The organism is Streptomyces polyasparticus, from assembly GCF_014493765.1.
Taxonomy (GTDB): Bacteria; Actinomycetota; Actinomycetes; order Streptomycetales; family Streptomycetaceae; genus Streptomyces; species Streptomyces polyasparticus.
In genome coordinates, this window is the sequence record NZ_JACTVJ010000019.1 from 36,628 (window position 1) to 62,984 (window position 26,357).

The following is a 26,357-nucleotide window of genomic DNA, read 5'->3' on the forward strand; positions in this document are numbered from 1 at the left end:
CCTCTCTACTCAAGGAGCCCGATGAACCCCTCGCCCACCTCTGCCGTCTCGCGCCGCAACGTCCTCGCCGGCGCGGCCGCCCTCGCGGGATCCGCCACGGTGGCCGGCGCCGCGGCCGTACCCGCACAGGCCGCCGGGCGCGCAGGCGCACAGGACGGCCACGGCGGCCACGACGGCAGCACGGTCGTCTTCCGCGACGTCCGCCCGTTCGGCACCGGCAAGTCCGTGGACCTCGTCGTCGAGAACGGCAAGATCTCCGGCAAGCCCGCGCCGCGCGGCGCCAAGGTCGTCGAGGGCCGCGGCCGCGCCGTGCTGCCCTCGCTGATCGACGCGCACATCCACCCCGACAAGACCACCTGGGGCGGCTCGTGGGTCACGCGCAAGCCGGCGAGCGGGATCGCCGAGTACGTCGCGCAGGACGTGGAGCTGTACAAGAGCCAGACCCGTTCGCTCGCCGAGCGCGCGTACGGACTGATGAGCCACGCCGTGACCCGCGGCACCCGCGGCATGCGCGCACACGCGGATGTCGCCCCCGCGTACGGCCTCGAAGGAGTCGAAGGGCTGCGATCCGCGCGTGAGCGGCTCCGGCACGCGCTCGACGTGCAAATCGTCGGCTTCCCGCAGCACGGCGTGATCCGTACGCCGGGCACCGTCGAACTCCTGGAGGAGGCCGCGCGCACCGGCGCCGTCGACTTCATCGGCGGAATCGACCCGGGCGGCTTCGACCAGGCTCCCGTGGAACAGCTCGACGTGGTCTTCGGTATCGCGGACCGGCACGGCGTCGGCCTCGACATCCATCTGCACGACCGCGGCGAGCGGGGCCTGGCGGCGCTGCGCGGCATCATCGAGCGCACCCGCGCGCTCTCCCTGCAGAACAAGGTCACCGTCAGCCATGTCTTCTGCCTGCCCGAGCTCGACGACCGTCAACTCGGAGTCTTCGGCGAGCAGTTGGGAGAGCTCGGTATCTCCCTGACCACCGTGGCCCCGTCCGCCCAGCAGGTGCTGCCGATCAAGAAGCTGCGGGAGTACGGGGTGCACGTCGGCCTCGGCTCCGACGGCATCCGGGACTCGTGGAGCCCGTTCGGCAACGCGGACATGTTCGACCGCGCCCACAAGATGGGCTGGGTCACCGACGTACGCCTCGACGACGAGCTGACCGAGTGCTTCACCGCGGCCGCCGACGGCGGCGCCGACGTCATGGGTCTGCCGCACGCCGACCTCGCCCCCGGCGCCCCGGCCGACTTCGTCGTACTGCGTGCCGAGTGCGTTCCGCAGGTGGTCGTCGACACCCCGGCCCGTGAACTCGTCGTGCACGGCGGCGTGATCGTGGCGCGGGACGGCGAGCTCGTCCGCTAGCCCTCGTACCGGCAGGGAAATTGCCTTGCCACCTCCGGTGATCGCCCTGCGAGACTGACCTCATGGACGACATGGGGAAGTTCCGCCGGGCGGTCACCGAGTGGGCCGCGCGCCGGACGGGGGCGGCGCAGTCCGCGGTGGAGGCCGCGGAGCTGACGGCCCGCATCGGTGTGCGCACCGTCGTCCTGGTCGAGGGGGACAGCGATGTGCGCGCCCTCGACGCCCTCGCGGCCCGGCGCGGCCGTGACCTCGCCGCGGAGGCCGTCGCGGTGCTGCCGCTCGGCGGCGCGACGAACATCGGGCACTTCCTCAGGGTGTGCGGGCCCAAGGGCCTGGGCTTCACCCCCGTCGGCCTGTGCGACGTCGGCGAGATGGGGCACTTCCAACGGGCCCTGGAGCGCGAGGGTTTCGGCGCCGCGCACTCCCGCGAGGACCTGGAATCCCTCGGCTACTACATCTGCGACGCGGACCTGGAGGACGAGCTGATCCGCGCGCTCGGACCCCTCGGCGTCGAGCAAGTCATCGCGTCCGAGGACGAGTTGCGCCCCTTCCGCACCTTCCAGAACCAGCCCTTCCAGCGCCCGCGCACCATAGAGCAGCAGCTGCGCCGCTTCATGGGCACCCACGCCGGACGCAAGGCCCAGTACGCCAAGGCCATGGTGGAGTCCCTCGACCTCGACCGCACCCCGCGCCCGCTGGAGCGCCTGCTCGCGCGCGTGTAGCCCAGGTGCTCGGCCCGGCTCCTAGCGCGTGGTGTGCGGCCGGTTCAGGTCCACGTCCGCGTGCACGAGGTCGTGGTCCGACCATGCGGACCGGTGCACGCCCTGGTCGACCGGTGCGATGCCCCGTACGAAGGTGTAGTCGAACTTGCTCATCCAGTCCGTCGTCGTCTCGCACTGCCCCTCGGAGGCCGACGGGTGGCACTGCGGGTCGCCGTCCTCGGCCAGCTTCCACATCGCGTCGAGCTCGGGCGAGGACGGCACGGCGTTGAAGTCGCCCAGGACGATGGCCCGTTCATGCGGGGCGACGGCCTTGGCGAGCACGGCAGCCTGCTGCGCGCGGACCTCCGCCTGCTGGCGCTGCGCGAGATGCGTGGCGAACACCCGGACCGGCTTGCCGCCCACCTCGGTGGTGACCGCCATGTACCCGCGGTCCTCGGAACCGCCGTCGGGATACTCGACCCGCACCCTGTCCGTCATCGGGGCCGCCGACAGAATCGCCTGACCGTAGCCGCCCGGGTCCCAGGGGGCGCCGCCGCAGCGGTTCCAGCTGGTCAGGACCGAGCCGTACTCGACGTGGTACTTCAGCCCGTGCAGATACTCGAGGTGGTCCCTGATCGCCTCGACATCCCTTACGCAGGCTTCCTGCAGGGCGACCACCTGCGGCGCGAACCGCGCGATGTCGGCCGCGCGCCCGACGTTGAACCCGCTGTCATTGCACGGATTGCAGATGTTCCAGGTCGCGATGCGGTTCGGCACGATGTCGCGCACGGCGTCGGGAGACAGCGGCTTCTGGGCGAGTGTGCCTCCCGGAGCGCTCGGGCCGACCACTGCCGCACACACGAGCACCACGGCCGCCGCGAGCCAGCGCACGCCTGTTCCGCTCACCATCGCCTCCCGTAAGGAGATGCCGGGCTTCCTCCGACGCCTCTCGTACAAGGCTATGCGACCGGCCCGCTCTTGACCGGTGCGGCCCACACCTACTACTTTCCGTTCCTCACTGACCTACGAGCAACGCGAAGGAGGCGACCCGCGGATGAACACCTGCTCCGCTCTCGGTCGCCTCGCCCAGTGCTTCGGCTGGCTGCCGGGTCAGATCGCCCACGGCTGCTGAATCAGCCGCTTTTTCCCTTTGCTCCGGTATGCCCTGAGTGCATGCCGTTCTGCGCCCACCCCTCGTGAGCGGGCCCGAGACGCGTCCACCGCTCGTGCGCGGCGCGTCCACCCACAGAAGACCCACTGGAATTGGCGAACTCGATGAAGCGACCGACCATCACGGTCAACGGGACAGAAACCCCGATCGCCCCGGCCGCACCCCACACCACGGCCCTCGACCTGCTGCGCGAGCGCGGCCTGACCGGGACGAAGGAGGGCTGCGCCGAAGGCGAGTGCGGCGCCTGTTCCGTCCTGGTGGCGCGCCCCGGCGTGGACAAGCCCACCGACTGGGTGGCCGTCAACGCCTGCCTCGTGCCGGCCGCGGCGCTCGACGGCCAGGAGGTCATCACCTCCGAAGGCCTCGCCACGGCCGGCGCCCCCGGCACCCCGGCCGCCCTGCACCCCGTACAGGAGGAGATGGCGTCCCGCGGCGGCTCCCAGTGCGGCTACTGCACCCCGGGTTTTGTGTGCAGCATGGCCGCCGAGTACTACCGGCCCGGCCGCTGCGAGCACGCACCGGGCGAAGCCGAGGCCGACGCCGAGCACGGTCCGAACGGCTTCGACCTGCACGCCCTGAGCGGCAACCTGTGCCGGTGCACCGGCTACCGCCCGATCCGTGACGCCGCGTACGCCGTCGGCGCGCCCGCCGACGAAGACCCGCTCGCCCGGCGCCGCGAGCAGGCACCGCCCGCCCCCGTGGCCACCGAGTACGCGCAGGACGACCGGAGCTTCGTACGGAAGAACACCCTGGCCGAGACGCTGCGGCTGCTGCGGGAGCGGCCGGACGCGACCGTGGTCGCGGGTTCCACCGACTGGGGCGTGGAGGTGAACATCCGCTCCCGCAGGGCGGATTGCGTCATCGCCGTCGACCGGCTGCCCGAACTGCGCGAGCTGCACGTCACCGACGACCGCATCGAGCTCGGCGCCGCGCTGACCCTCACCGAGATCGAGCGCAGGCTCGACTGCGAAGTGCCGCTGCTCGCCGAGCTGTTCCCGCAGTTCGCCTCCCGTCTCATCCGCAACGGAGCCACCCTCGGCGGCAACCTCGGCACCGGTTCGCCGATCGGTGACAGCCCGCCGGTCCTGCTCGCCCTGGAGGCGACGCTGCTGCTCGCCGACGCCGACGGCGAGCGCGAGGTACCGCTCGCCGACTACTTCACGGGCTACCGGCAGAGCGTGCGCCGCCCCGGCGAACTCATCCGGGCCGTCCGCATCCCGCGGCCCCTGTCGCCCGTCACCGCCTTCCACAAGATCGCCAAGCGGCGGTTCGACGACATCTCCAGCGTCGCGGTCGCCTTCGCGCTCGACGTCGAGGACGGTGTCGTACGCAAGGCGCGCATCGGACTCGGCGGAGTGGCCGCCACCCCGATCCGCGCGCTCGCCACCGAGGCCGCACTCGAAGGCCTGCCCTGGACGGCCGACACCGTCGACGCCGCCGCCCGCGTCCTGCGCGGCGAGGGCACGCCGATGGACGACCACCGCGCCAGCGCCCTCTACCGCAGCGCGATGCTCGGCCAGAGCCTGAAGAAGCTGTACGCACAGACCACGGAGGCCGCGCAGTCATGAGCCATCTGTCCGAGCGCCCCGAGAAGGCCGTCGTCGGTGCGTCGATGCCGCACGAGAGCGCCTACCAGCACGTCACCGGCACCGCGCTCTACACCGACGACCTGGTGCACCGCACCAAGGACGTCCTGCACGCCTACCCCGTTCAGGTCATGAAGACCCACGGCCGGATCACCGCGCTGCGCACCGCGCCCGCCCTCGAAGTGCCCGGTGTCGTACGGGTGTTGACCGGCGCGGACGTTCCCGGTGTCAACGACGCCGGCATGAAGCACGACGAGCCGCTGTTCCCGGACACGGTCATGTTCCACGGCCACGCCGTCGCCTGGGTCCTCGGCGAGACCCTGGAGGCCGCCCGGCTCGGCGCGGCAGCCGTCGAGGTCGAACTCGACGAACTGCCCTCCGTGATCACCCTGGACGAGGCGATCGCCGCCGGAAGCTTCCACGGCGCACGCCCCGTGATGGTGACCGGCGACATCGACGCGGGCTTCGCGGACTCCGCACACGTCTTCAGCGGGGAGTTCCAGTTCTCCGACCAGGAGCACTTCTACCTGGAGACACACGCTGCCCTCGCCTACGTCGACGAGGCCGAGCAGATCTTCGTGCAGAGCAGCACCCAGCACCCCTCCGAGACCCAGGAGATCGTCGCGCACGTCCTCGGCCTGCACAGCCACGAGGTGACCGTGCAGTGTCTGCGGATGGGCGGCGGCTTCGGCGGCAAGGAGATGCAGCCGCACGGCTTCGCGGCGATCGCCGCGCTCGGCGCGAGGCTCACCGGCCGTCCGGTCCGCCTGCGCCTGAACCGCACCCAGGACCTCACCATGTCCGGCAAGCGGCACGGCTTCCACGCCCAGTGGAAGATCGGCTTCGACACGGAAGGCCGTATCCAGGCCCTCGACGCCACGCTGACCTCGGACGGCGGCTGGAGCCTCGACCTGTCCGAACCGGTCACGGCCCGCGCGCTGTGCCACATCGACAACACGTACTGGATCCCCCATGCCCGTGTCGCCGGCCGGATCGCCAAGACCAACAAGGTCTCCAACACCGCCTTCCGCGGCTTCGGCGGACCCCAGGGCATGCTCGTGATCGAGGACATCATGGGCCGCTGCGCCCCGCTGCTCGGCCTCGACCCGACGGAGCTGCGCGAGCGGAACTTCTACCGCCCGGGCCAGGGCCAGACCACCCCGTACGGGCAGACCGTCACCCAGCCCGAGCGGATCTCCGTGGTCTGGGACAAGGTCAAGGAGAACGCGGGCTTCGAGGAGCGCCGGCGCGAGATCGCCGCGTTCAACGCGGCGCATCCGCACACCAAGCGAGGCCTCGCCCTCACCGGCATCAAGTTCGGCATCTCCTTCAACCTCACCGCCTTCAACCAGGGCGGCGCCCTCGTCCTGATCTACAAGGACGGCTCCGTCCTGATCAACCACGGCGGCACCGAGATGGGCCAGGGCCTGCACACCAAGATGCTCCAGGTCGCCGCCACCACCCTCGGTATCCCCCTGCACAAGGTCAGGCTCGCCCCGACCCGTACCGACAAGGTGCCCAACACCTCCGCCACCGCCGCCAGTTCGGGTGCGGACCTGAACGGCGCCGCGGTCAAGAACGCCTGTGAGCAGCTGCGGGAGCGGCTCCTCCAGGTGGCCGCGAGTCAGCTCGGATCGAACGCCTCCGATGTGCGGATCGTCGAGGGCGTCGCCCGCACCCTGGGCAGCGACAAGGAGCTCGCCTGGGACGATCTGGTGCGCACCGCGTACTTCCAGCGGGTGCAGCTGTCGGCGGCCGGGTTCTACCGGACCGAGGGCCTGCACTGGGACGCCCAGGCGTTCCAGGGCTCGCCGTTCAAGTACTTCTCCTACGGTGCAGCTGCGGCCGAGGTGGAGGTGGACGGTTTCACCGGCGCGTACCGGATCCGGCGCGTGGACATCGTGCACGACGTCGGCGACAGCCTCTCGCCGATGATCGACATCGGCCAGGTCGAGGGCGGGTTCGTGCAGGGCGCGGGCTGGCTGACCCTGGAGGACATGCGCTGGGACGCCGGCGACGGGCCGGGCCGCGGGCGGCTGCTCACGCAGGCGGCGAGCACGTACAAGCTGCCGAGCTTCTCGGAGATGCCCGAGGAGTTCCACGTCACTCTTCTGGAGAACGCCACCGAGGAGGGTGCGGTCTACGGCTCGAAGGCGGTGGGGGAGCCGCCGCTGATGCTGGCGTTCTGCGTGCGTGAGGCGCTGCGGCATGCGGCGGCCGCGTTCGGGCCCGACGGTGCCGAGGTGGAACTCGCCTCGCCCGCCACGCCGGAGGCGGTGTATTGGGCGGTCGAGAGCGCCCGTCTGAGCGGATCGACCGCTCTCGACGCCGAACTGGTCACCGGTGCCTGACATGACGTGGATCGCCGCGGTCACGCGGTTGCGGGAACGCCGGGAGCCCGGCGTGCTCGTGACCGTGGCGACCGTGCGCGGCCACGCTCCGCGCGAGGCCGGCGCGAAGCTCGTGGTGGGGGAGCGGGAGACCTGGGGCTCGATCGGCGGCGGCAATGTGGAGGCCGTGTCGATCGACCGGGCAAGGGAGTTGGTCGCCTCGGGCGCCGCGGAGCCCGAGCTGATGGACTTCGCGCTCAACGACAAGGTCACCAACCGGCACGGTGTGCAGTGCTGCGGCGGCACCGTCCAGGTGCTTTTCGAACCCCTGCCGGTGGTACGGGCCGTGGCGGTCTTCGGCGTCGGGCACGTGGGGCTCGAACTGGCCCGCATCCTGGCCCGTCAGGACCTCGACCTGCACCTGATCGACAGCCGTGCCGAGCTGCTCGCCGAGGAACGGCTCGGCGTCCTGGCGGACTCGGTGGCACGGGTGCACGTCCATCACACCCCGCTGCTTCCCGAGGAGGTGCTCGCCGAACTGCCGCCCGGCACCCATGTCTTGATCATGACGCATGACCACGCCGAGGACGCCGCGTTGTGCGACGCCGCTCTGCGGACCGGGCATCTCGGTACCGTCGGGCTGATCGGCTCGGCCGCCAAGTGGGCGCGCTTCCGCAAGCGCCTGTCCACCGAGGGCGGCCACGACGACACCGCCATCGACCGCATCAAGACCCCGATCGGCCTCGCCGACATCGGCGGCAAGGACCCGGCGACGATCGCGGTGAGCGTGGCGGCGGATCTGCTGCGCACGTTCGAGGGGGCGGGCGGCGGGTGATGCGCTGCTGACGGCGGCGGTGCGTCACCTGGTGGCGTACCGCCGCCGTCACTTTTCGTTGTGCCGCGTCACGTGGTGGCGTACCGCGGTTGCTCCCCGTTGTGCCGCGTCACGTGGTGGCGTACCGCGGTTGCTCCTGTTCGTGCCGTGCCACCTGGTGGCGTACCGCGCCTACTCCCCGCCGTGCCCAGCCACCCGCCTGCGTACCGCGGTCACGGTGAAGACCAGGGACGCGGCGGCGGTCGCGGACAGGAGCAGGAAACCGGTCGTGTAGTCCTGGGCGGCGCTGTACGCGGCGCCCATCACCAGTGGCGGGAAGAATCCGCCCAGACCGCCCGCCGCGCCCACGAGGCCCGTCACCGCGCCCACCTGCTCGGCCGGCACGAGCCGGGCGACGAGCGCGAAGACCGCGCCGGTGGCGGCGCCCAGAGCCGTGGCCATGCCGAGGAACGCGAGCGTGCCCAGCGGGTTGAGGTCCGGCTCCAGGGCCGCGAGCAGCGCCAGCGCGGTCACGGCCGCGTAGGAGCACGCAAGCACCGGTACGGGGTGCACGCGGTCCGAGAGCCAGCCGCCGACCGGCCGCATCGCGACGGCGAGCAGTACGAACCCGGCGGTGCGCAGGGCTGCGTCGGAGCGGCCGAGTCCGTGGGCGTTCGTGAGGTAGGTGGGCAGGTAGACGCTGAAGGCGACGAAACCGCCGAAGGCCACCGCGTACAGGAACGAGAGGTGCCGCGTGGCCGGCAGGCGGAGCGTGGCCAGGCTGCGCGCCCACAGCGATCCGGTGGTGACGGCCCGGCCCGGGCGGTCCCGCAGCAGCACATGAGCGCCCACGGCGTACGCGGCCAGCGCCACGGCCACCACGTCGAAGGGGAAGCTGCGGCCCACCGCGTCCGACAGCTGCACCGTGGTGAAGGCGGAGACGGCGGTACCGCCCATGCCGATGCCGAAGATCCCCAGCGCGAGGCCGCGTCGCTCGGGCGGATACCAGGAGTTGACGAAGGGCACGCCGATCGCGAACGTCGTGCCGCCCAGGCCCAGGAAGAAGCCGCCGGCCAGGACCTCGGGCAGCGAATCGGCGACATGGCCGAGATACAGCACCGGAAGGATGGTCAGCGCCGCGACGAGCGGGAACATCCGGCGCGCGCCCAGACGGTCCGTCAGCGCGCCCACGGGGATCCGGCCGAGCGAGCCGACGACGACCGGCACGGCCACGATCAGCGACTGCTGGAACGACGTGAGGTCCAGTTCCTTGCGGAGCGTCGACCCGAGCGGTGAGAGCAGCGCCCAGGCCCAGAACGTCACGGTGAAGCCGGCGGTGGCCAGGGCCAGCATGCGGACCTGCCCAGCGGTGGCCGGTGGTGTGGCGGGCGGCGATGCGGGACCCGAGACCAGGGACATGGCGGTGCTCCTTCCTGGATGCACGGCCATGCTCGGGTAACGGATCAGGGCCCGGCAGGGGCCGAGCGGGGGCGAGAGGGCGGGACCATCGGGCCCAACCGCGGGACTGACCGGGCCAATTGCGGCGCCGGACGACGATGTGGGCTTGAACGAGGGCTGTGCGGACCCGTGGGTGCGAGTAGCTTCGCCAACCGGGTACCCCGTGTCAGGCGCGCGGCGCCGGCCGCCGCCGCGCCGTGCCAATCCGGCCCATGCAGCTTTGAGGTGTCGCTCGTGGCAGACAGCACACAATTCCCCACCGGTTCCGGACACTCGGCGGCTGACGCACTCCTGCGCGCCGGAAGGTTCTTCACGCCCGGCGAAGTGTCCGACGACGGACGGGCGTTGTTCCGCGAGGGCGGACGCGAGGGCGATGTCTTCTACCGGGACCGGTGGAGCCACGACAAGGTGGTGCGCTCCACGCACGGCGTGAACTGCACCGGTTCGTGCTCGTGGAAGGTGTACGTCAAGGACGGGATCATCACCTGGGAGAGCCAGGAGACCGACTATCCGTCGGTCGGCCCCGACTCGCCCGAGTACGAGCCGCGAGGCTGCCCCCGGGGCGCCGCGTTCTCCTGGTACACCTACTCGCCGACCCGAATCCGTTTCCCCTACGCGCGCGGGGTGTTGGTCGAGCAGTACCGCGAGGCCAAGCGGCGGCTCGGCGATCCGGTGCTCGCCTGGGCCGACATCCAGAGCGACCCCGAAAGGCGCCGCGCCTACCAGCGGGCGCGCGGCAAGGGCGGGCACGTACGGGTGCGCTGGGACGAGGCCGTCGAGATGATCGCCGCCGCGCATGTGCACACGATCAGGGCCTGGGGCCCCGACCGGATCGCCGGGTTCTCGCCGATCCCGGCGATGTCGATGGTGTCGCACGCGGTCGGGTCCCGCTTCGTCGAGCTCGTCGGCGGCTGCATGACCTCGTTCTACGACTGGTACGCCGACCTGCCCGTCGCCTCACCCCAGGTCTTCGGCGACCAGACCGACGTGCCCGAGTCGGGCGACTGGTGGAACGCTGCGTATCTGCTGATGTGGGGCTCGAACGTCCCCGTGACCCGGACCCCCGACGCGCACTGGATGGCCGAGGCCCGCTACAAGGGCCAGAAGGTGGTCGTGGTCTCCCCGGACTACGCGGACAACACCAAGTTCGCCGACGAGTGGCTGCCCGCGCAGCCGGGCACGGACGGCGCCCTGGCGATGGCCATGGGCCAGGTGATCCTGCGCGAGTGCTTCGTCGAGCGCCGCGTGCCGTTCTTCGTCGATTACGTACGCCAGTACACGGACCTGCCGTTCCTGGTCACCCTGGCGGAACGCGAAGGGGGCTTCGTGCCGGGCAAGTTCCTGCGCGCGTGCGACCTCGGGGACACGGTGGAGGGCGCCGAGTGGAAGACGGTGCTGCTCGACGGGCGGACCGGTGAACCTGTTGTGCCGAAGGGCACGATGGGGGAGCGCTGGACGGAGTCCGGCAAGGGGCGGTGGAACCTCGAACTCGGCGATATCAGCCCGCAGTTGACGCTGTACGGAGAGGAAGGCGCCGAACCCGTCGAAGTGCTGCTGCCGCGGTTCGACGAGCCCGAGGCGGGCGTGCTCAGGCGCGGCGTACCGACCCGGATGATCGCCGGATGCCGCGTGACCACCGTCTTCGACCTGATGCTCGCGCAGTACGGCGTGGCGCGCGACGGACTGCCCGGGCGCTGGCCCGGCGGATACGACGACGCCGAACAGCCGTACACCCCGGCCTGGCAGGAGCGGCACACCTCGGTCCCTGCCGCGACCGCCCTGCGCGTGGCCCGCGAGATGGCGGCCAACGCCGAACAGTCCGGCGGACGCACGATGATCATCATGGGGGCGGGTATCTGCCAGTGGTTCCATGGCGACACCACCTACCGTGCGATCCTCGCGCTCCTCATGCTGACCGGAGCGCTCGGCCGCAACGGCGGCGGCTGGGCCCACTACGTCGGACAGGAGAAGTGCCGCCCGGTCACCGGCTGGTCCACCCTCGCCATGGCCACGGACTGGCAGCGACCGCCTCGCCAGATGATCGGCACGGCGTACTGGTACACGCACACCGACCAGTGGCGTTACGACGGCTACCGCGCCGACGCGCTCACCTCGCCGCTCGCGCGGGGCGACCTGGCCGGGATGCACACCGCCGACACCCTGGCCCTCTCCGCGCGCCTGGGCTGGATGCCCTCGTATCCGACCTTCGACCGCAACCCCCTCGACCTGGCCGACGAAGCGGGCGGCGACGCCACCGCGTACGTCGCCGGGAAACTCGCGGCCGGCGAGCTGGGCTGGGCCTGCCAGGACCCGGACGCACCGCAGAACTGGCCGCGCGTGCTGACCCTTTGGCGGGCCAATCTGCTCGGCTCGTCGGCGAAGGGCAACGAGTACTTCCTCAAGCACCTCCTCGGCACGCACAGCACACTACGAGCCGAGGAGACGCCCCCCGACCTGCGGCCGCGGGACGTCCGCTGGCGCGAGGAGGCGCCCGAGGGAAAGCTCGACCTGCTGCTCGCGCTCGACTTCCGCATGACGAGCTCGACGCTGCTCGCGGACATCGTGCTGCCCGCGGCCACCTGGTACGAGAAGCACGATCTGTCCTCCACCGACATGCACCCCTTCGTGCACGCCTTCACCCCGGCGATCGACCCGCCCTGGGAGACCCGATCCGACTTCGACGCCTTCACCGCGATAGCCCGCCGCTTCAGCGAACTGGCCCGCGAACACCTCGGCGTGCGCCGGGACTTGGTGGCCACAGCGCTGCAGCACGACACCCCGGGTGAGACCGCCCAGCCGCTGGGAGTTGTACGGGACCGGGCGACGGCCGACGGGTTGCCGGAGCCGGGCCGCACCATGCCGCAACTGACGGTCGTGGAACGGGACTACGCGGCCATCGCCGACAAACTCGCCTCCCTCGGCCCCCTCGCCGAACGCCTCGGCCTGCCCGTCAAGGGACTCGTCCTCCACCCCGACGAGGAGGTGGAGCAACTCGGCCGCAGTGGCGGCCTGATGCTCGGCGGCGCCGGCGACGGGCGGCCCGCCCTGGACACCGACGCCAAGATGGCCGAGGCGATCCTGGCCCTGTCCGGGACCACCAACGGCCGGCTCGCCGTCCAGGGTTTCCGTACGGCGGAGCAGCGGATCGGGCGGGAGCTCGCCCATCTCGCCGAAGGCAGCGAGGAACGGCGGATCACGTTCGCCGACACCCAGGCTCGGCCCGTCCCTGTGATCACTTCGCCGGAGTGGTCGGGCAGTGAGACCGGCGGCCGCCGCTACGCCCCGTTCACCACCAACGTCGAGGAACTCAAGCCCTGGCACACCCTCACCGGGCGGATGCACTTCCTGCTCGACCACGACTGGATGCACGAGTTCGGCGAGACCCTGCCCGTGTACCGGCCGCCGCTCGACATGCAGCGGCTCTTCGGCGAACCCGCACTCGGCCCCGACGGGCAGAAACAGGTCGTCGTGCGCTACCTGACCCCGCACTCCAAGTGGTCGATCCACTCCGAGTACCAGGACAACCTCCTGATGCTCACGCTGTCGCGCGGCGGACCCACGGTGTGGATGAGCCCCGAGGACGCCGCCGCGATCGACGTGGCCGACAACGACTGGGTGGAGGCCGTGAACCGCAACGGCGTGATGGTGCTGCGCGCCGTCGTCTCGCACCGCATGCCCGCCGGCACGGTCTACGTCCACCACGCCCAGGAACGGGTGGTCAACGTGCCGGTGGCCGAGACCAACGGGAGGCGCGGCGGCATCCACAACTCCCTGACCCGGGTGCTGATCAAACCCACCCATCTGATCGGCGGCTACGCCCAGTTGTCCTTCGCCTTCAACTACCTGGGCCCGACAGGCAACCAGCGCGACGAGGTCACCGTCATCCGCCGCCGCAACCAGGAGGTGACGTACTGATGCGGGTCATGGGTCAGATCGCGATGGTGATGAACCTCGACAAATGCATCGGCTGCCACACCTGTTCCGTGACCTGCAAGCAGGCGTGGACCAACCGCAGCGGCACCGAGTACGTCTGGTTCAACAATGTGGAGACCCGCCCCGGACAGGGCTATCCACGCCGCTACCAGGACCAGGAACAGTGGCGCGGCGGCTGGGTCCGCACTCGCCGCGGACGGCTCAAACTCCGGGCGGGAGGACGGATCCGCAAGCTGCTCGGGATCTTCGCCAACCCCGTCATGCCGACCATCGACGACTACTACGAGCCCTGGACGTACGACTACGAACAGCTCACCAGCGCACCGCTCGGCGACGACTTCCCGGTGGCACGGCCCAAGTCCCTGATCTCCGGCGAGGAGATGAGCGTCGAATGGGGCGCCAACTGGGACGACAACCTCGGCGGCGGACCGGACAACGCCGAGCTCGACCCCATGGTGCAGCGCCTGCGCCAGGAAGCGGACGACAAGGTACGGTTCGCGTTCGAGCAGGCGTACATGTTCTATCTGCCGCGGATCTGCGAGCACTGCCTCAACCCGTCCTGCGTCGCCTCCTGCCCCTCCGGAGCGATGTACAAGCGCGCGGAGGACGGGATCGTCCTGGTCGACCAGGACCGCTGCCGCGGCTGGCGGCAGTGCGTGACGGGCTGCCCGTACAAGAAGGTCTACTTCAACCACCGCACCGGCAAGGCCGAGAAGTGCACGATGTGCTACCCGCGCGTCGAGGTCGGGCTGCCCACCGTCTGCTCGGAGACCTGTGTGGGGCGGCTGCGTTATCTCGGACTCGTCCTGTACGACGCGGACCGGGTCGGCGAGGCCGCGTCCGCCGAGGACGAGAAGGACCTGTACGAGGCCCAACTCGACCTGTTCCTCGACCCGTCCGACCCCGAGGTGGTCTCCGCCGCGCGGCGTGACGGGATCCCCGAGGACTGGCTGGAGGCGGCCCGCCGCTCCCCGGTGTACGCCTTGGCGAAACGCCACCGTGTCGCCTTGCCCCTTCATCCGGAGTTCCGCACCATGCCGATGGTCTGGTACATCCCGCCGCTGTCCCCGGTGGTCGACGCGCTGTCCGGGACGGGCCACGACGGCGAGGACGCGGGCAACCTCTTCGGCGCCATCGACACCCTGCGCATCCCGGTCGAGTACCTCGCGGAACTCTTCACCGCCGGGGACCCCGAACCCGTGCGGCGTGTGCTGCGCAAGCTGTCCGCGATGCGCTCGTACATGCGCGCGGTCAACCTCGGTGAGCAGCCGGACGAGGCGGTGGCCGCGAAGGCCGGTATGACCGGCGGCGAAGTCACCGAGCTGTACCGGCTGTTGGGCGTGGCGAAGTACGAGGAGCGCTACGTGATCCCCAGTGCGCATGAGGCCGACGGGCGGCGTCTGGAGGAGAGCATGTGCAGCCTCGACTTCGAGGACGGGCCAGGCATGTACGCGAGCGGGCCGTTCGGGGAGGCCTCGGGGCAGCCGATGCCGGTCTCGGTCGAGACGTTCCACGCGCTCAGGGAACGCCAGTCGAGCTCCGGGATCGCCGACCCCGGACAGCGGGGTGCACGGGTCAACCTGCTCAACTGGGACGGCAAGGGGCGCCCCGACGGGCTCTTCCCGCCGACGGCATCCGGGCACGGATCAGCGGAGAAGCCCGGGGAGACCTCATGACCAGCCCCCGCGACGCCGCCGTCATCTGCCAGGCCGCCTCCCTGCTGCTGCAGTACCCCGACGACACCGTCCGCGACCGGCTCCCGCTGGTCGCCGCTGCTGTCGCCGGCCTGCGGCCGGGGACCTCCCACACCGCACTGACCACGCTGCTCGACCACATCGCCACGGCCCCGCCCCGCCAGCTCGCCGAACACTATGTCGCCCTCCTCGACCGCCGGCGGCGCTGCTGCCTGTACCTGACCTGGTGGGCCGACGGCGAGACCCGGCGCCGAGGCCAGGCACTGGCCGACCTGAAGGCCCGCTACCGCAGGGCGGGCCTCGAGCTCGACGGGCGTGAGCTGCCCGACCACCTTCCGGTCGTCCTCGAATACGCGGCCACCGGGGACCTGGCCGACGGCCTGATGCTGCTCCAGGAGCACCGCGCCGGCCTCGAACTGCTCCGCCTCGCACTGCGCGAAGCGGGCTCGCCGTACGCGGCCGCCGTGGCCGCGGTCTGCGCCCTGCTGCCCGGCCCCTCCCCGCAGGACCGGGCCGCCGCCCGCCGCCTGGCCCGCCAGGGACCGCCGAGCGAGACCGTCGGCCTCGATCCCTATCCCGCACCCGAACCCGGGGGAGCCCGCCGATGAGCACGACCGACATCCTCCTGTGGGGCGTGCTGCCCTACGTCACGCTCGCCGTGCTGATCGGCGGCACCGTCTGGCGCTACCGCTACGACCAGTTCGGCTGGACCACCCGCTCCTCACAGCTGTACGAGTCACGGCTGCTGCGCATCGGCAGCCCCCTGTTCCACTTCGGGATCCTCGTCGTGATCGTCGGCCATGTGATCGGCCTGGTCGTCCCGGAGAGCTGGACCTCCGCGGCGGGGCTCTCCGAGGGCGCGTACCACGTGCAGGCGATCGCCCTCGGGACGGTCGCGGGCCTGTGCACCCTCGTGGGCATCGGCATCCTGATCTACCGGCGGCGCACCACCGGACCGGTGTTCATGGCCACCACCCGCAACGACAAGGCGATGTACGCCGTCCTGCTCGCCGCGCTCGTCGCGGGTCTCGCCACCACCCTGGCCGGATCCGGGGCGGTCGGTGAGCAGCACAACTACCGGGAGACGGTCTCGCCCTGGTTCCGCTCCCTGTTCGTGCTGCGGCCCGATATCGAGGCCATGGCCGAGGCGCCCTTCTCGTTCCACCTGCACACGCTCATCGGCCTGCTGCTCTTCGCCCTATGGCCCTTCACCCGCCTCGTACACGCCTTCACCGCACCCGTCGGATACCTGCTGAGGCCGTACGTCCTCTACCGCTCCCGTACGGCCGCCCCCGCGAGGACCCCTCGCCGAGGCTGGGAGGGCCGCCCGGGCGACTATCCTGAAAGCACCACGGGCGCCGGCGCACCGTACTCCGGCACCCCGGAGGGAGGCCCACGATGGCCGCGCAACCGCTCGAGACACTGACGGCCATGGCCCTGGTCACCGCCGCCACGGCCGCACCGTCGATGCACAACGCCCAGCCCTGGCGATTCCGCTTCCACACCGCCACCGGCACCTTCGAGGTACGGGCGGACCCCGAGCGCAGCATGCCGCGCACCGACCCGGACGGCCGCGCGCTCCACCTGGGCTGCGGAGCGGCCCTGTTCAACCTGCGCGTCGCAGCGGCACACAGCGGGCTGCACACCCGCACGAAAGTGCTGCCCGACCCGGCGGACCCGGAGCTCCTGGCCACCGTCCGCCTCGACGACACCACCGCACCCGACCAGGGCCTGGCCGCCCTGTTCGCCGCGGTGCACGAGCGCCACACCAGCCGGCAGCCGTTCTCGGAGAAGGAGATCCCGGCCGATGTACAGGAGCTGTTGCGCGAGGCCGCCCGCCAGGAGGGCGCACAGCTGCTCTTCGCCGAGGCCTGGCATGCGGAGACGGTTCTCGGCCTCGTCCAGGACGCCGAGGGGCGGGACACCCTCGATCCCGAACGGTTCGAGGACATCCGGCGATGGACCAGGCCCGGCAGCGGCTTCGAGGAGATCGACCCCTCCGGGGACGGCATTCCGGAGTACGCCTTCGGGCCCAGGAAGCGGTCCGGCAAGGCGCCCGTGCGTGACTTCGCCGGGCGCAGTCCGGCGGCCGGGCGCGGCTCCGACGCCTTCGAGAACATTCCGCACCTCGCGCTCCTCGGCACCCGCGAGGACCGGCCCGCCAACTGGCTGCGCGCGGGACAGGCCATGCAGCGGGTGCTGCTCCTGGCCACCCGGCAGGGCCTTGCCACCTCGCTGACCTCGCACGCGCTGGAATGGCCCGACCTGCGCCAGCTGGTCCGCGACCCCCTCTCCACCATGGGGCACGTGCACATGGTGCTGCGCCTCGGCCACGGACCGGCCGGTCCCACCACGCCCCGGCGTCCTGTGCACGAGGTGCTCGACGTCGACTGACTGCCTCCCGGGGATCTCGCGGAGGTGCCTCAACTCCCGTACGGGGAGGCCCTGGTGGGCACGTTCACGACGGGTTACGGGGCCGACCGGCGGACGGGTCGGGACCAACAGGCCCTGCCCGCCGGGCGTCCGGCGGGGTGACAGTGTCGGTTGACCCGGTACGACGCCCCGTCGGCACAGGAGGGGGGAGCGTGATGGACCAGGCCACCACCTTGGACGCAGCGACCCTTGAGCACCTCGTCACAGCGGCCGTCGCGGCCCCTTCGATGCACAACACCCAGCCCTGGCGCTTCCGGCTCGATCCGGATTCCCTGACGATCGAGCTGCACGCGGCCACCGAGCGCAGCCTGCCGCACGAAGATCCGCACGGGCGTGCGCTGCACCTGGCGGCCGGGGCGGCCGTGTTCAACCTCCAGCTGGCCGTCGCGCACTTCGGCTGGCTGCCGGTCACCCGGTCCCTGCCGGACCCCGGACGGCCCGGCCTGCTCGCCACCGTGCGGCTGACCGAGGCCGCGCGCGCGGCGAACTCCCGCCGCAACGACCTGTACGAGGCCATCTGGCGGCGGCGCAGCAGCCGGCTGCCCTTCACCGACACCGATATACCGCTGCCGGTACGCAACGAGCTGACCGAGGCGGCGCACGCCGAAGGCTGCGCGCTCCACTTCCCTGAACCCGCCGAAGCGGCACGGGTGTTGCGGGTGACCGCGCAGGCGGAGCGCCGCAACAGGTCCGATGCCGACCGCGCGGCGGAGAGCCGGCGGTGGACGGGCGGGCACCGTGACGTCGGACTGCCCGTGGACGCGGCCGGCCCGCAGGACTCCTTCGAGCAGCTGCCGATGCGGGACTTCGGAGTCCACCGGCACCGCGGGGACCTGCCGTCCGACGCCTTCGAGCGCCGTCCGGCCCTCGCCCTCCTGACGACGGCGCACGACCGGCGCGCCGACTGGCTGCGCGCCGGACAGGCCCTGCAGCACATCCTGCTCGTGGCCACCGTCCACCAGCTGCGCAGCTCCTTGCTGCACCAGGCACTCGAGTGGCCCGACCTGCGCCTCAAACTCGCCGCCGCCCACGCCCCGTTCACCCATGCGCAGATGCTCCTGCGGCTGGGCCACGGTCCGCCCGGCACTCCCACACCGCGGCGTACGGCCCGGCATCTGCTGGCGGAGTGAACGCCCGGCGTCCCGTCGGAACGCCAGGGGCCGGTCGGCCCACCAGGCTGTCCCGGTGGGCCCGTTCCCCGCACGGCGCCGGGGGCCGACCCTGACAGGAGACCGTGCAGTGCGCGGCGCCCCGCCCGTCGTCCACGGCCGCGGGGGTATCGGAGCACCGGGGGTGAGCGGACATGGAGCCGAGGATCGTGGCCGGTTACGACGGTTCCACCCGTAGCCGGGTCGCCGCGCACTGGGCGGCCCGGGAGGCCGCGCGGCGTGAGCGGCCGCTGCACGTGGTGAGCGTGACGCGAGACGTCACGGCACCGTCCGGCGCCGACGCGGCGTCCCTCGACACCGACCCGGCGTCGCTGGTAGCGGAACTGTGCGTGGAACACCCGCAGTTGGCGATCAAGGCGGTGCACTTCACCGGTACGCCCGCGGAGACCTTCACCGCGCTCACCGCCTCGGACGCCGAGCTCCTGGTGCTCGGGACGCGCGGCGCCGGCGGCTGGGCGGGTCTGCCGGTCGGATCGGTGGCCCTGTCCGTCGCCGAGCAGGCGTTGGTGCCGGTGGTGCTGGTGCCGAGCGGGCCGCTCTGCCGGGTCACGGGAGCGGGCCTGCACGCCGTGGCCCTCGCCGTCGACCCCCACGACCCGGCCGAGGCGGCTGCGGACTTCGCCTTCGACATGGCCCGCCGGCGCCGTCACCGGCTGCGCGCGGTGCACGGCTGGTTCCCGCCCTCGCGCGAGGACGGCCGCTCCGAGTGGCTCTACGAGCGGGCCCAGTGCCTGGCCGACGCCATGCGTCCCTGGCGCCACAAGTACCCCGAGGTACGGGTGGACGAGGACATCGTCCTCGGCGCGGTCGCCCCCGCCCTCGCGCAGGTCTGCGAGCGTGCGGACCTGCTGGTCGTCGGCAGGTCCCGTACCAGACTCGGCTCCGTCGTGCGGGAGGTCGTGGCGCGGGCGCGGGGGCCTGTGGCCGTCGTGCCGTCCTGAGGGTCGGGAGCGCGCGCCTTTCGTGAACGTCCGATGGGCACAGGCGCCGTGGCGGGATCAGGAGGTGGGCCAGGGAATGTCGGTGGCCACCGCGGCGGTGTAGTCGACGCCCGGAACGGAGAATCCGTACAGGCGCTGGACTTCGGCATGGAGCCAGTCGAGGTCAGCGATACCGGCGATGGTGTCGGTCGTGGCGGCCTCCCAGCGTTCGGCGACGGCCGCCTGGACGTCTTCGGCGAGTTCCCAGGTGTCCAGGCGGACTCGGCCTTCGTCGTCCAGGACGAGCGGGGCGGCACCGGTGAGCTGGTCCCACAGGGCGGCAAGCTGACGTGCCGGTGGGACCAGCTTCTGCCCGAGGACGCCGCGCAGCAGGCCGGTGTACAGGGCGATGCCGGGGATGGCGGTGGAGGACTGGGTGACGGCAACGCCGTTGACGGAGGTCACGGCCCGCCCGCCGACCGTCTTGTCGAGCCGCTCGTTCAGGGTGCGGGCGGTGGCCTCCAGGTGAGCCTTGGCCGCGCCGATGGTGCCCTGCCGGTAGACGGCCGCGGTCAGCGGCGATCCGATGTACGACAGTGCGGCGGTGGTGAAGCCCTCGCCGAGCAGTCCCCGACCGGCCAGGCGGTCGATCCAGCGTTCCCAGTCCGCACCGCCCATGACGGCCACAGTCTGCTCGACGTCATCGCCCTCGGCCGGCCCGGTCTCGACCTCGCGCACCTCGGGAACGCCCCGGTCGTCGAAGGCAAGGGTCTTGGTGCGGTACGCCTGGCCGATCGGCTTGAGGACGGAGGCGTATGTGGTGCCGGTGTCCGGGTCGACGCGCCGTGGCGCGGCCACCGAGTAGATCAGGTGGTCCAGCCTGCCGCCGAAACGCTGCTCGATCAGGTCGGCGACCTGGTCCTTCATCGTGTCGGAGAACGCGTCGCCGTTGAGGAAGACCAGATCCCGTCCTGCGGCGCGGGCGATGTCGGCGGTGCGGTACCAGCCGGCTGTGGCGGTACGCCGTTCGGTGGCGGCCTTCTCGAAAGAGAGCATGATGCCGCGGATGCCGGCCCGCCTGAGGCCTGCGACCGTGGCCGCCAGGCCGTATCCCGCCGAAGAGCCGATGATCAGAGCCACGGGACCGTCCCCCTGCGGCACCTCGACAGCGTCGGGGCATGCCTGCCACACGTCGGCCACCAGCCGCTCGCAGCCCGCTGGGTGCGAGTCGAGGAAGAGGAAGCCCCGGTTGCGGGGCATGAGAACGCGCTCGCTCACGATGGCAGCCCTTGGGTCGACTGAGCCTGATCCGTGGTCACCTGCCGGGGGTCACCACGCCCCAGCAAGTCTGCGCCACGACGGACACCGGGAGCGGGCGTGGCCGCGGACAAGGAAACCGAATCGATCTTGGAGTGTTCCACCACTTCCAGCGCTGCCGCCACCGCGCACCGTTCGCAACCGTCAGGTGGGCAGCGACAGTTCGCAGCTGTCACCCGGCGCCACGCGGACCGCGCGGCCGGGCAGTTCGACGGTGATGGGGGAGCGGTCCGAGGCCGGTACGGAGAGGTGCAACCGACCGGGACGGATCCGCAGCCGGACACCCCAGTGGCCGCGGTAGCGGAGGGTGAACCCGTACTCGGAGAGTTCCGGCAGCGGCACGGGGTCGGCCCACAGCGCGTCTTCCCGGGTCTCCAGGCCGGTCAGCCCGCGCTGCACGAGGTCCAGCGTGCCCGCCATGGCGCCCAGGTGGATGCCCTCGCCGGTGGTGCCGCCCTGGAGATCGGCGATGTCACCGCGCAGCGCCTCCTCGACGAACCTCCAGGCCTCGCCGCGCCGTACGCGCGCGAGGACCCAGCCGTGCACGAGACCGCTGAGGGTCGAGCCGTGACTGGTGCGGGACAGGTAGTAGTCCACGGTGCGGGCCCAGGTCGCCTCGTCGAGGTGGTATCCCAACTGGCGGAAAACGTCCTGTAGTTCGGTGGGCGAGAAGAGGTAGCCGAGCATCAGCACATCCGCCTGTTTGGAGGCCTGATAGCGGTTGACGGTGTCGCCCTCCGCCTCCAGGATCCGGTCGAGGCGCCGGATGTCGTCGTACTTGTGCGTGTACAGAACCCAGTCCAGCTCCTCCAGTTCGCCGTACCCCTCGAACTGGCTGATGACCCCGGAGTGGAAGGGCACGTGCAGCAACCGTGCCGTGGTCCGCCACGACTCCAGCTCGCCGCCGTCCAGGCCGATGCGCTCGGTGAGCTCGCGGCGCCGGGGCTCCGGCAGCGCGTCCATCAGATCGAGCGTGCGCGCCAGCACCCACGCGGCGGTGACATTCGTATAGGCGTTGTCGTCCAGGCCCGGTTCGCGCGCACCCGGGTAGGCGTCGTGGTACTCGTCCGGGCCGACGACTCCCCGTATACGGAAACGGCCCAGGCTCTCGTCGTACGTGGCCGAGTCCGCCCAGAAGCGGGCGATCTGCACGAGCATCTCGGCGCCCTTGGTGTGCAGGAACTCGGTGTCCCCGGTGGCCTCGCAGTAGCGCCACACGTTGTACGCGACCGCGGAGGCGACATGGCGCTGCAGCCGGGAGTGATCGGGCAGCCAGCGTCCCGAGCGCGGATTGAGGTGCAGCAGCTGGGTCTCCTCGCGGCCGTCGCTGCCGCTCTGCCACGGGTACATGGCGCCCGCGCGTCCGGTGTCCGCGGCCGCGGTCAGGGCCCGTTCCAGCCGCCGGTGGCGGTAGCTGAGCAGCGCGCGTGAGACTTCGGGAAAGTGCAGGTTCAGGTAGGGCAGGACGAACAGTTCGTCCCAGAAGACATGTCCGCGATACGCCTCCCCGTGCAGGCCGCGCGCGGGCACCCCCACGTCGAGGTCAGCGGTGTGCGGGGAGAGCGTCTGCAGGACGTGGAACAGATGGAGCCGCAGGATGCGGCCCGCCTCGCCGGGCACGTCCAGGTCGGCCCTGCGCCACAGCTGGTCCCAGGCGGTCAGATGGGTGTCCAGGAGATCGTCGAAAGCCGGCGCGCGCTCCACGCGGTCGACGGCCGCCCGCAGCGGGTCGCTGATCGCCGGATCGCGTGAGGTGTGCAGGGCGACCGTCTTGTCCACGGTCGCCGTACGGCCGGGGGAGAGGCGCAACCGGAGCCGGTGCTGGGCCCGTTGAGCATCAGAGGGATGTGCGGCGGGCTGCCCGGTGGCGGACGTGGTGCGGGCGGCCATGCCGATACGGATGTCCGAGGAGCTGGTCCGGCAGCGCAGCCACACCGTGTCCGGTCCCGCGGTCCCGGTGTGGATCCGCGTCAGGTGCCTGCCTTCGAGGTCCCGGTAGCGCGGGACGCCGGCGTTGGTCACGGCGGCGTCGAGCGCCGACTCCACCTCCAGCGTGCCCGACCAGCCCTCCGCGGTGAACTCGGTGCGCAGGGCGGCGAGATGGGGATCCGCCATGTGCACCAGACGCACCTGCCGTACGAGAAGGACACGGCCCTCACCGTCCTCGTACCGCGTGCGGCGTTCGAGGATCCCGCCTTCCAGGTGCAGAGTGAGGCGGTGGTCGAGCACCTTCGTGGTGTCCGGTGTGAACCAAGGGCCCGCTTCCCGGGGTCCGAGGAGGCGGAAGCGCAGCGGCAGCCAGTTGGGCAGGTTGACCATGTCCTCGTTCTCGACCTGCCGTCCGCCCACCGTCGACGTCAGCCGGTTGTAGCAGCCCGCCGCGTACGTGCCCGGGTAGTGCACGTCGTCCGCGGAGCATTCCGGCAGCGCGCCACGGGTGGCGAAGCAGCCGTTGCCGAGCGTGCACAGGGCCTCGCGCAGCCGCTGCTCGGCCGGTGCGTATCCCTCGTACTCCCAGACGGCCCCGCTCGTTGCGTGCTCCCGGACGGTTCCGCTCATTCGGTCACCTCCGTGTCGAGCAGCTCTCCGAGATCCCGTACGACCAGGTCGGCGCCGTGTTCCCGCAGGGCCGCGGCCGACCGTGGCGTGTCCGCGCGGTCGACTCCGACGACCGTGCCGAACCCGCCGCGCCTGCCGGCCTCGACTCCGGCCAGGGCGTCTTCGACGATCGCGGTGCGCCCGGGCGGGGCGCCGAGGCGGCGCGCGGCTTCGAGGAAGAGCGCGGGATCGGGCTTGCCCGGCAGGCCGAGCCGTCCCGCCTCCGCTCCGTCGACCAGTACGTCGAAGAGGTCCAGCACCTTTGTACGTGTGAGGAGTTCGCGCGCGTGCCGGGAGGCCGACGCGGCGGCCAGACGGATCCCGCACCCGCGCAGGACGTGCAGGAGGCGCACGGTCCCGGGATAGGCGGGGATGCCGCCGTCGCGCATCCGCGCCACATAGCGCGCCTCCTTGTCCTCGGCCACGGTGCGCACCGCGTCCCGCGAGGTGTCGGCGCCGCGTGCGGCGAGGAAGGCCGCCGCCCCGTCCAGCCGTGACTTGCCGTCCACGTACCGGGGGTAGTCCGTCGTCACGTCGAAGGGGCCGCGCAGCGCGGGGTCCCGCGGCGGGTGCTCGTCCAGATAGCTGTCGAAGGCCGCCTTCCAGGCCGCCGCGTGCACGCGTGCCGAGTCGGTGATCACCCCGTCGGTGTCGAACACGACCGAGGTCACGTCTTTGAAGGGGGCGGGGAGCGCTGTCATGAACTCGGCCTTCCAGATCGGCGGTTGGTGCTTCGGGTGGGGCGAGCCGTACGGTCACCCGTGCTGGGGCACCACGACCACGGGGCAGGCCGCGTGGTGCAGGGCCGTATGGCCCACGTGCCCGAGCTGAAGACCGAAGTACCCGTGCCGGCGGCGGGCACCCAGGACCAGCAGATCCGCTTCCAGCGCCAGCTCCAGGAGGACCTTGCGGGCCGAACCTTCGAGGGTCAGGCGTCGCACGTCGACCTTCGGGTGGGCAGCGGTGTTCTCGTGCAGTGCGTCGGTGAGCAGGGCAGAGGCCCGCTCCGCGTGGGCGTGTGCGGAGTCCACCGTGAGCAGCGGATGGCCGGTGCTCGCGTGCGCGGGACGCCGCCAGGTGCGTACGGCCACCAGGGGGCACTGCCGCAACTCGGCCTCCTCGAAGGCGAACCGGACCGCGGCCGCACTGCTCCCTGCGTCCCCGACGCCCACGACGATCCGTGCGCCCAGGCCCTCGCGCGCCGCGCTTTCGCCGCGCACCACGACCACAGGGCCGGGCGCCCGCGCGGCCATCGCCAGGCCGACCGAACCGAGCAGCAGCTCGGCCACCGTGCCACGGCCGCGCTGCCCGACGACCAGGAGCGTCGCGTTGCGCGCCTCCCGCAGCAGAGCGGCCCGTGCCTCGTCGGGGAGGGCCACGGCGGAGACCTGCACCTTTGGGTCGCGCCGCTGGGCGCGCCGCGAAGCCGACGAGAGGATCTCTTGCGGCGGCTCCGGCCGCGGTTCACCGGGGTGGGCCGCGCCGTCGACTTCACCGGGGTGGGCCGCGCCGGCGAGTTCCCCGGAGCCATCGGCCTCCCCGAGGGACGCGTACACGAGCCGCAGCGGCAGGTCCCGGCGCCCGGCCTCGTCCACGGCCCAGTCGACCGCGGTGAGGGCGGACGGCGAGCCGTCCACGCCCACGACTATGGGGAGTTGCATGGTGCACACCGCCCTCTCAGGTGCAGCTCAGGACCTCGCGTACATCGCGGCGCGGTGTGCGCAGCGACCAGTTGGAGTGGCCCAGGCGCAGGATCATCTGCGGGACCTGGCCCGAGGCGATCAGCGTGCGCACCTGGGGGCGCAGGGCCGGGAGTTCAAGGGGCTGGGTGTGGAACGCGGCCGCGACCTTGTGCCCCGCCGCGAACAGCAGCACACGCTGCAGCGCCTGTCCGGCCCGCAGCCAGTCCTGTGGCATGTCGTGCGGGGTGTTCAGGAGCACCATCAGACCGGTGCGGCTGGGCCACTCCCCGGGCAGACCGCCGAAGGGCCTGCCGTGGGTCCAGCCGCTGAAGTCCCGCCCCGCCAGGAGCGTGGCATCGGGATCGAAGGGGCCCGCTTCCACGGGCACACCGTCACGGCGGCTGTCGTGCGGCGGCCGGGTCCAGCGGGCCAGCTCCGTGACGTAGAGGGGATCGTTGCGCTGGCACGTCTCGGCTTCGCGGACGAGATCGGCAAGACGCAGCTGCTCCCGGCGGTCGCCGAGCGGGTAGAACTCGGCGCCCTCGGCTCGTGCATGCCCGCGCAGAGCGTCCAGGAGCGTGGCCGGCAGCGGCGTGGCCTGGAACGGGCCGCGATAGGTGTGCCGTGCCCGCATCGCCCGGTGCATCACCTGTTCCTCGGCGGTGGCCGCGGCATGCGCGCCCCAGGTCACCCGCGCGAGCAGACCGGGCCGCCCCGGATCGGGACAGACGCGGACCACCGGACGGAAACCCAGCTGCCGCATCGCAAGCCGCAGATTGAACAGCGCCGCACCACAACTGATGGTCAGCTCACGGGCGTTCGGGTCGATCGCCCCCAGCCTGCGGGTGGCATCCGCGTACAGCGAGATCTCCCCGTCCCGGCAAGTGAAGATCCAGGGCTGGCTGTTGTGCAGCGAAGGCGCGGTGACGGCCGCGGACACCACATGGAGCGCGGCGTGGTCCGCTCTTGCGGCCGATCGCGCCCGGCCGCCCGGCAGGGCACCGGCGGAGCGGCGAGGTGGTGCCGACGTGCCCTGCGGCCTGGCCATGGCGTCCTCCTGGTGTGCGTGGGTTCGCCTCGCTTTCCAGCGTGATCCGGGGGGACGAGCGCCCACAGGGGCCGGTCGTCCCCCGATGGGTACCGGTCGGCCCGGGAGCAGGCCGAAAGCCCCCTGCCGCAGGCGCGGGGCACGGCG

Annotated in this window: 19 protein-coding genes; 12 read left to right on the top strand and 7 right to left on the bottom strand. The window is 71.7% G+C overall.

The annotated features are described in order from the left end of the window. Window positions 1-21 precede the first annotated feature (21 nt). The gene (locus H9Y04_RS33060; RefSeq protein WP_187817818.1) at window positions 22-1,356 is read left to right on the top strand and encodes an amidohydrolase family protein; all 1,335 of its coding nucleotides are present in this window, start codon (window positions 22-24) and stop codon (window positions 1,354-1,356) included. 62 nt (window positions 1,357-1,418) lie between these two features. Then, entirely contained in the window at window positions 1,419-2,078 is a 660-nt protein-coding gene (locus tag H9Y04_RS33065) for an ATP-dependent endonuclease (RefSeq protein ID WP_187817819.1), read from the top strand. Window positions 2,079-2,099: 21 nt separating this feature from the next. On the opposite strand, the gene H9Y04_RS33070 is transcribed toward H9Y04_RS33065, so the two are convergent. After that, window positions 2,100-2,966: an endonuclease/exonuclease/phosphatase family protein gene (locus tag H9Y04_RS33070; protein WP_187817820.1), complete on the bottom strand. Its 867-nt coding sequence runs from the start codon at window positions 2,964-2,966 to the stop codon at window positions 2,100-2,102. A gap of 366 nt (window positions 2,967-3,332) precedes the next feature. Between H9Y04_RS33070 and H9Y04_RS33075 the strand changes: the two genes are divergently transcribed. The 3 genes from H9Y04_RS33075 to xdhC are packed head-to-tail and all read left to right on the top strand — an operon-like array spanning window position 3,333 to window position 7,979. Beyond that, the gene (locus tag H9Y04_RS33075; RefSeq protein WP_187817821.1) at window positions 3,333-4,796 is read left to right on the top strand and encodes a xanthine dehydrogenase small subunit; all 1,464 of its coding nucleotides are present in this window, start codon (window positions 3,333-3,335) and stop codon (window positions 4,794-4,796) included. Then, the gene (xdhB, locus tag H9Y04_RS33080; RefSeq protein WP_187817822.1) at window positions 4,793-7,165 is read left to right on the top strand and encodes a xanthine dehydrogenase molybdopterin binding subunit; all 2,373 of its coding nucleotides are present in this window, start codon (window positions 4,793-4,795) and stop codon (window positions 7,163-7,165) included. The genes H9Y04_RS33075 and xdhB overlap by 4 nt, the downstream gene beginning before the upstream one ends. A 1-nt stretch (window position 7,166) precedes the next feature. Continuing rightward, window positions 7,167-7,979 carry a xanthine dehydrogenase accessory protein XdhC gene (xdhC, locus tag H9Y04_RS33085; protein ID WP_187817823.1) on the top strand — a complete coding sequence of 271 codons (813 nt, stop codon included), beginning with the start codon at window positions 7,167-7,169 and terminating at the stop codon, window positions 7,977-7,979. 171 nt (window positions 7,980-8,150) lie between these two features. Here the strand turns inward: xdhC and H9Y04_RS33090 are convergent, their stop codons facing one another. Then, on the bottom strand, window positions 8,151-9,311 hold the full coding sequence (locus tag H9Y04_RS33090; protein ID WP_187817999.1) for an MFS transporter: 1,161 nt from the start codon (window positions 9,309-9,311) through the stop codon (window positions 8,151-8,153). A gap of 339 nt (window positions 9,312-9,650) precedes the next feature. Here H9Y04_RS33090 and H9Y04_RS33095 point away from each other — a divergent pair, with 339 nt between their 5' ends. The 7 genes from H9Y04_RS33095 to H9Y04_RS33125 all read left to right on the top strand — a co-directional run bounded on the left by H9Y04_RS33095 (window position 9,651) and on the right by H9Y04_RS33125 (window position 19,586). Next, the gene (locus tag H9Y04_RS33095; protein ID WP_187817824.1) at window positions 9,651-13,331 is read left to right on the top strand and encodes a nitrate reductase subunit alpha; all 3,681 of its coding nucleotides are present in this window, start codon (window positions 9,651-9,653) and stop codon (window positions 13,329-13,331) included. Next, complete coding sequence (narH, locus tag H9Y04_RS33100) at window positions 13,331-15,025, top strand: nitrate reductase subunit beta (RefSeq protein WP_187817825.1); 1,695 nt, start codon at window positions 13,331-13,333, stop codon at window positions 15,023-15,025. The genes H9Y04_RS33095 and narH overlap by 1 nt, the downstream gene beginning before the upstream one ends. Next, window positions 15,022-15,651 carry a nitrate reductase molybdenum cofactor assembly chaperone gene (gene narJ / locus H9Y04_RS33105; protein ID WP_187817826.1) on the top strand — a complete coding sequence of 210 codons (630 nt, stop codon included), beginning with the start codon at window positions 15,022-15,024 and terminating at the stop codon, window positions 15,649-15,651. Before narH ends, narJ begins: the two co-directional genes overlap by 4 nt. Beyond that, window positions 15,648-16,469, top strand: a complete 822-nt coding sequence (gene narI, locus H9Y04_RS33110; protein WP_187817827.1) for a respiratory nitrate reductase subunit gamma — start codon at window positions 15,648-15,650, stop codon at window positions 16,467-16,469. Before narJ ends, narI begins: the two co-directional genes overlap by 4 nt. Continuing rightward, window positions 16,442-17,437, top strand: coding sequence for an Acg family FMN-binding oxidoreductase (locus H9Y04_RS33115; protein WP_187817828.1), 996 nt, complete (start codon window positions 16,442-16,444; stop codon window positions 17,435-17,437). Before narI ends, H9Y04_RS33115 begins: the two co-directional genes overlap by 28 nt. Before the next feature lie 194 nt (window positions 17,438-17,631). Next, on the top strand, window positions 17,632-18,606 hold the full coding sequence (locus H9Y04_RS33120) for an Acg family FMN-binding oxidoreductase (protein WP_187817829.1): 975 nt from the start codon (window positions 17,632-17,634) through the stop codon (window positions 18,604-18,606). Window positions 18,607-18,779: 173 nt separating this feature from the next. Continuing rightward, entirely contained in the window at window positions 18,780-19,586 is an 807-nt protein-coding gene (locus H9Y04_RS33125) for a universal stress protein (protein ID WP_187817830.1), read from the top strand. Window positions 19,587-19,643: 57 nt separating this feature from the next. Here H9Y04_RS33125 and fabV read toward each other — a convergent pair whose 3' ends face one another. The 5 genes from fabV to H9Y04_RS33150 all read right to left on the bottom strand — a co-directional run bounded on the left by fabV (window position 19,644) and on the right by H9Y04_RS33150 (window position 26,210). Beyond that, the gene (gene fabV / locus H9Y04_RS33130) at window positions 19,644-20,843 is read right to left on the bottom strand and encodes an enoyl-[acyl-carrier-protein] reductase FabV (protein ID WP_187817831.1); all 1,200 of its coding nucleotides are present in this window, start codon (window positions 20,841-20,843) and stop codon (window positions 19,644-19,646) included. Between the two features lie 183 nt (window positions 20,844-21,026). Continuing rightward, window positions 21,027-23,441 carry a glycoside hydrolase family 65 protein gene (locus H9Y04_RS33135; protein WP_187817832.1) on the bottom strand — a complete coding sequence of 805 codons (2,415 nt, stop codon included), beginning with the start codon at window positions 23,439-23,441 and terminating at the stop codon, window positions 21,027-21,029. Beyond that, window positions 23,438-24,181, bottom strand: a complete 744-nt coding sequence (locus H9Y04_RS33140) for an HAD family hydrolase (RefSeq protein ID WP_187817833.1) — start codon at window positions 24,179-24,181, stop codon at window positions 23,438-23,440. Before H9Y04_RS33140 ends, H9Y04_RS33135 begins: the two co-directional genes overlap by 4 nt. 54 nt (window positions 24,182-24,235) lie before the next feature. Next, window positions 24,236-25,141, bottom strand: coding sequence for a universal stress protein (locus H9Y04_RS33145; RefSeq protein WP_187817834.1), 906 nt, complete (start codon window positions 25,139-25,141; stop codon window positions 24,236-24,238). Between the two features lie 16 nt (window positions 25,142-25,157). After that, window positions 25,158-26,210: an Acg family FMN-binding oxidoreductase gene (locus H9Y04_RS33150; protein ID WP_236071795.1), complete on the bottom strand. Its 1,053-nt coding sequence runs from the start codon at window positions 26,208-26,210 to the stop codon at window positions 25,158-25,160. Window positions 26,211-26,357: the final 147 nt, after the last annotated feature.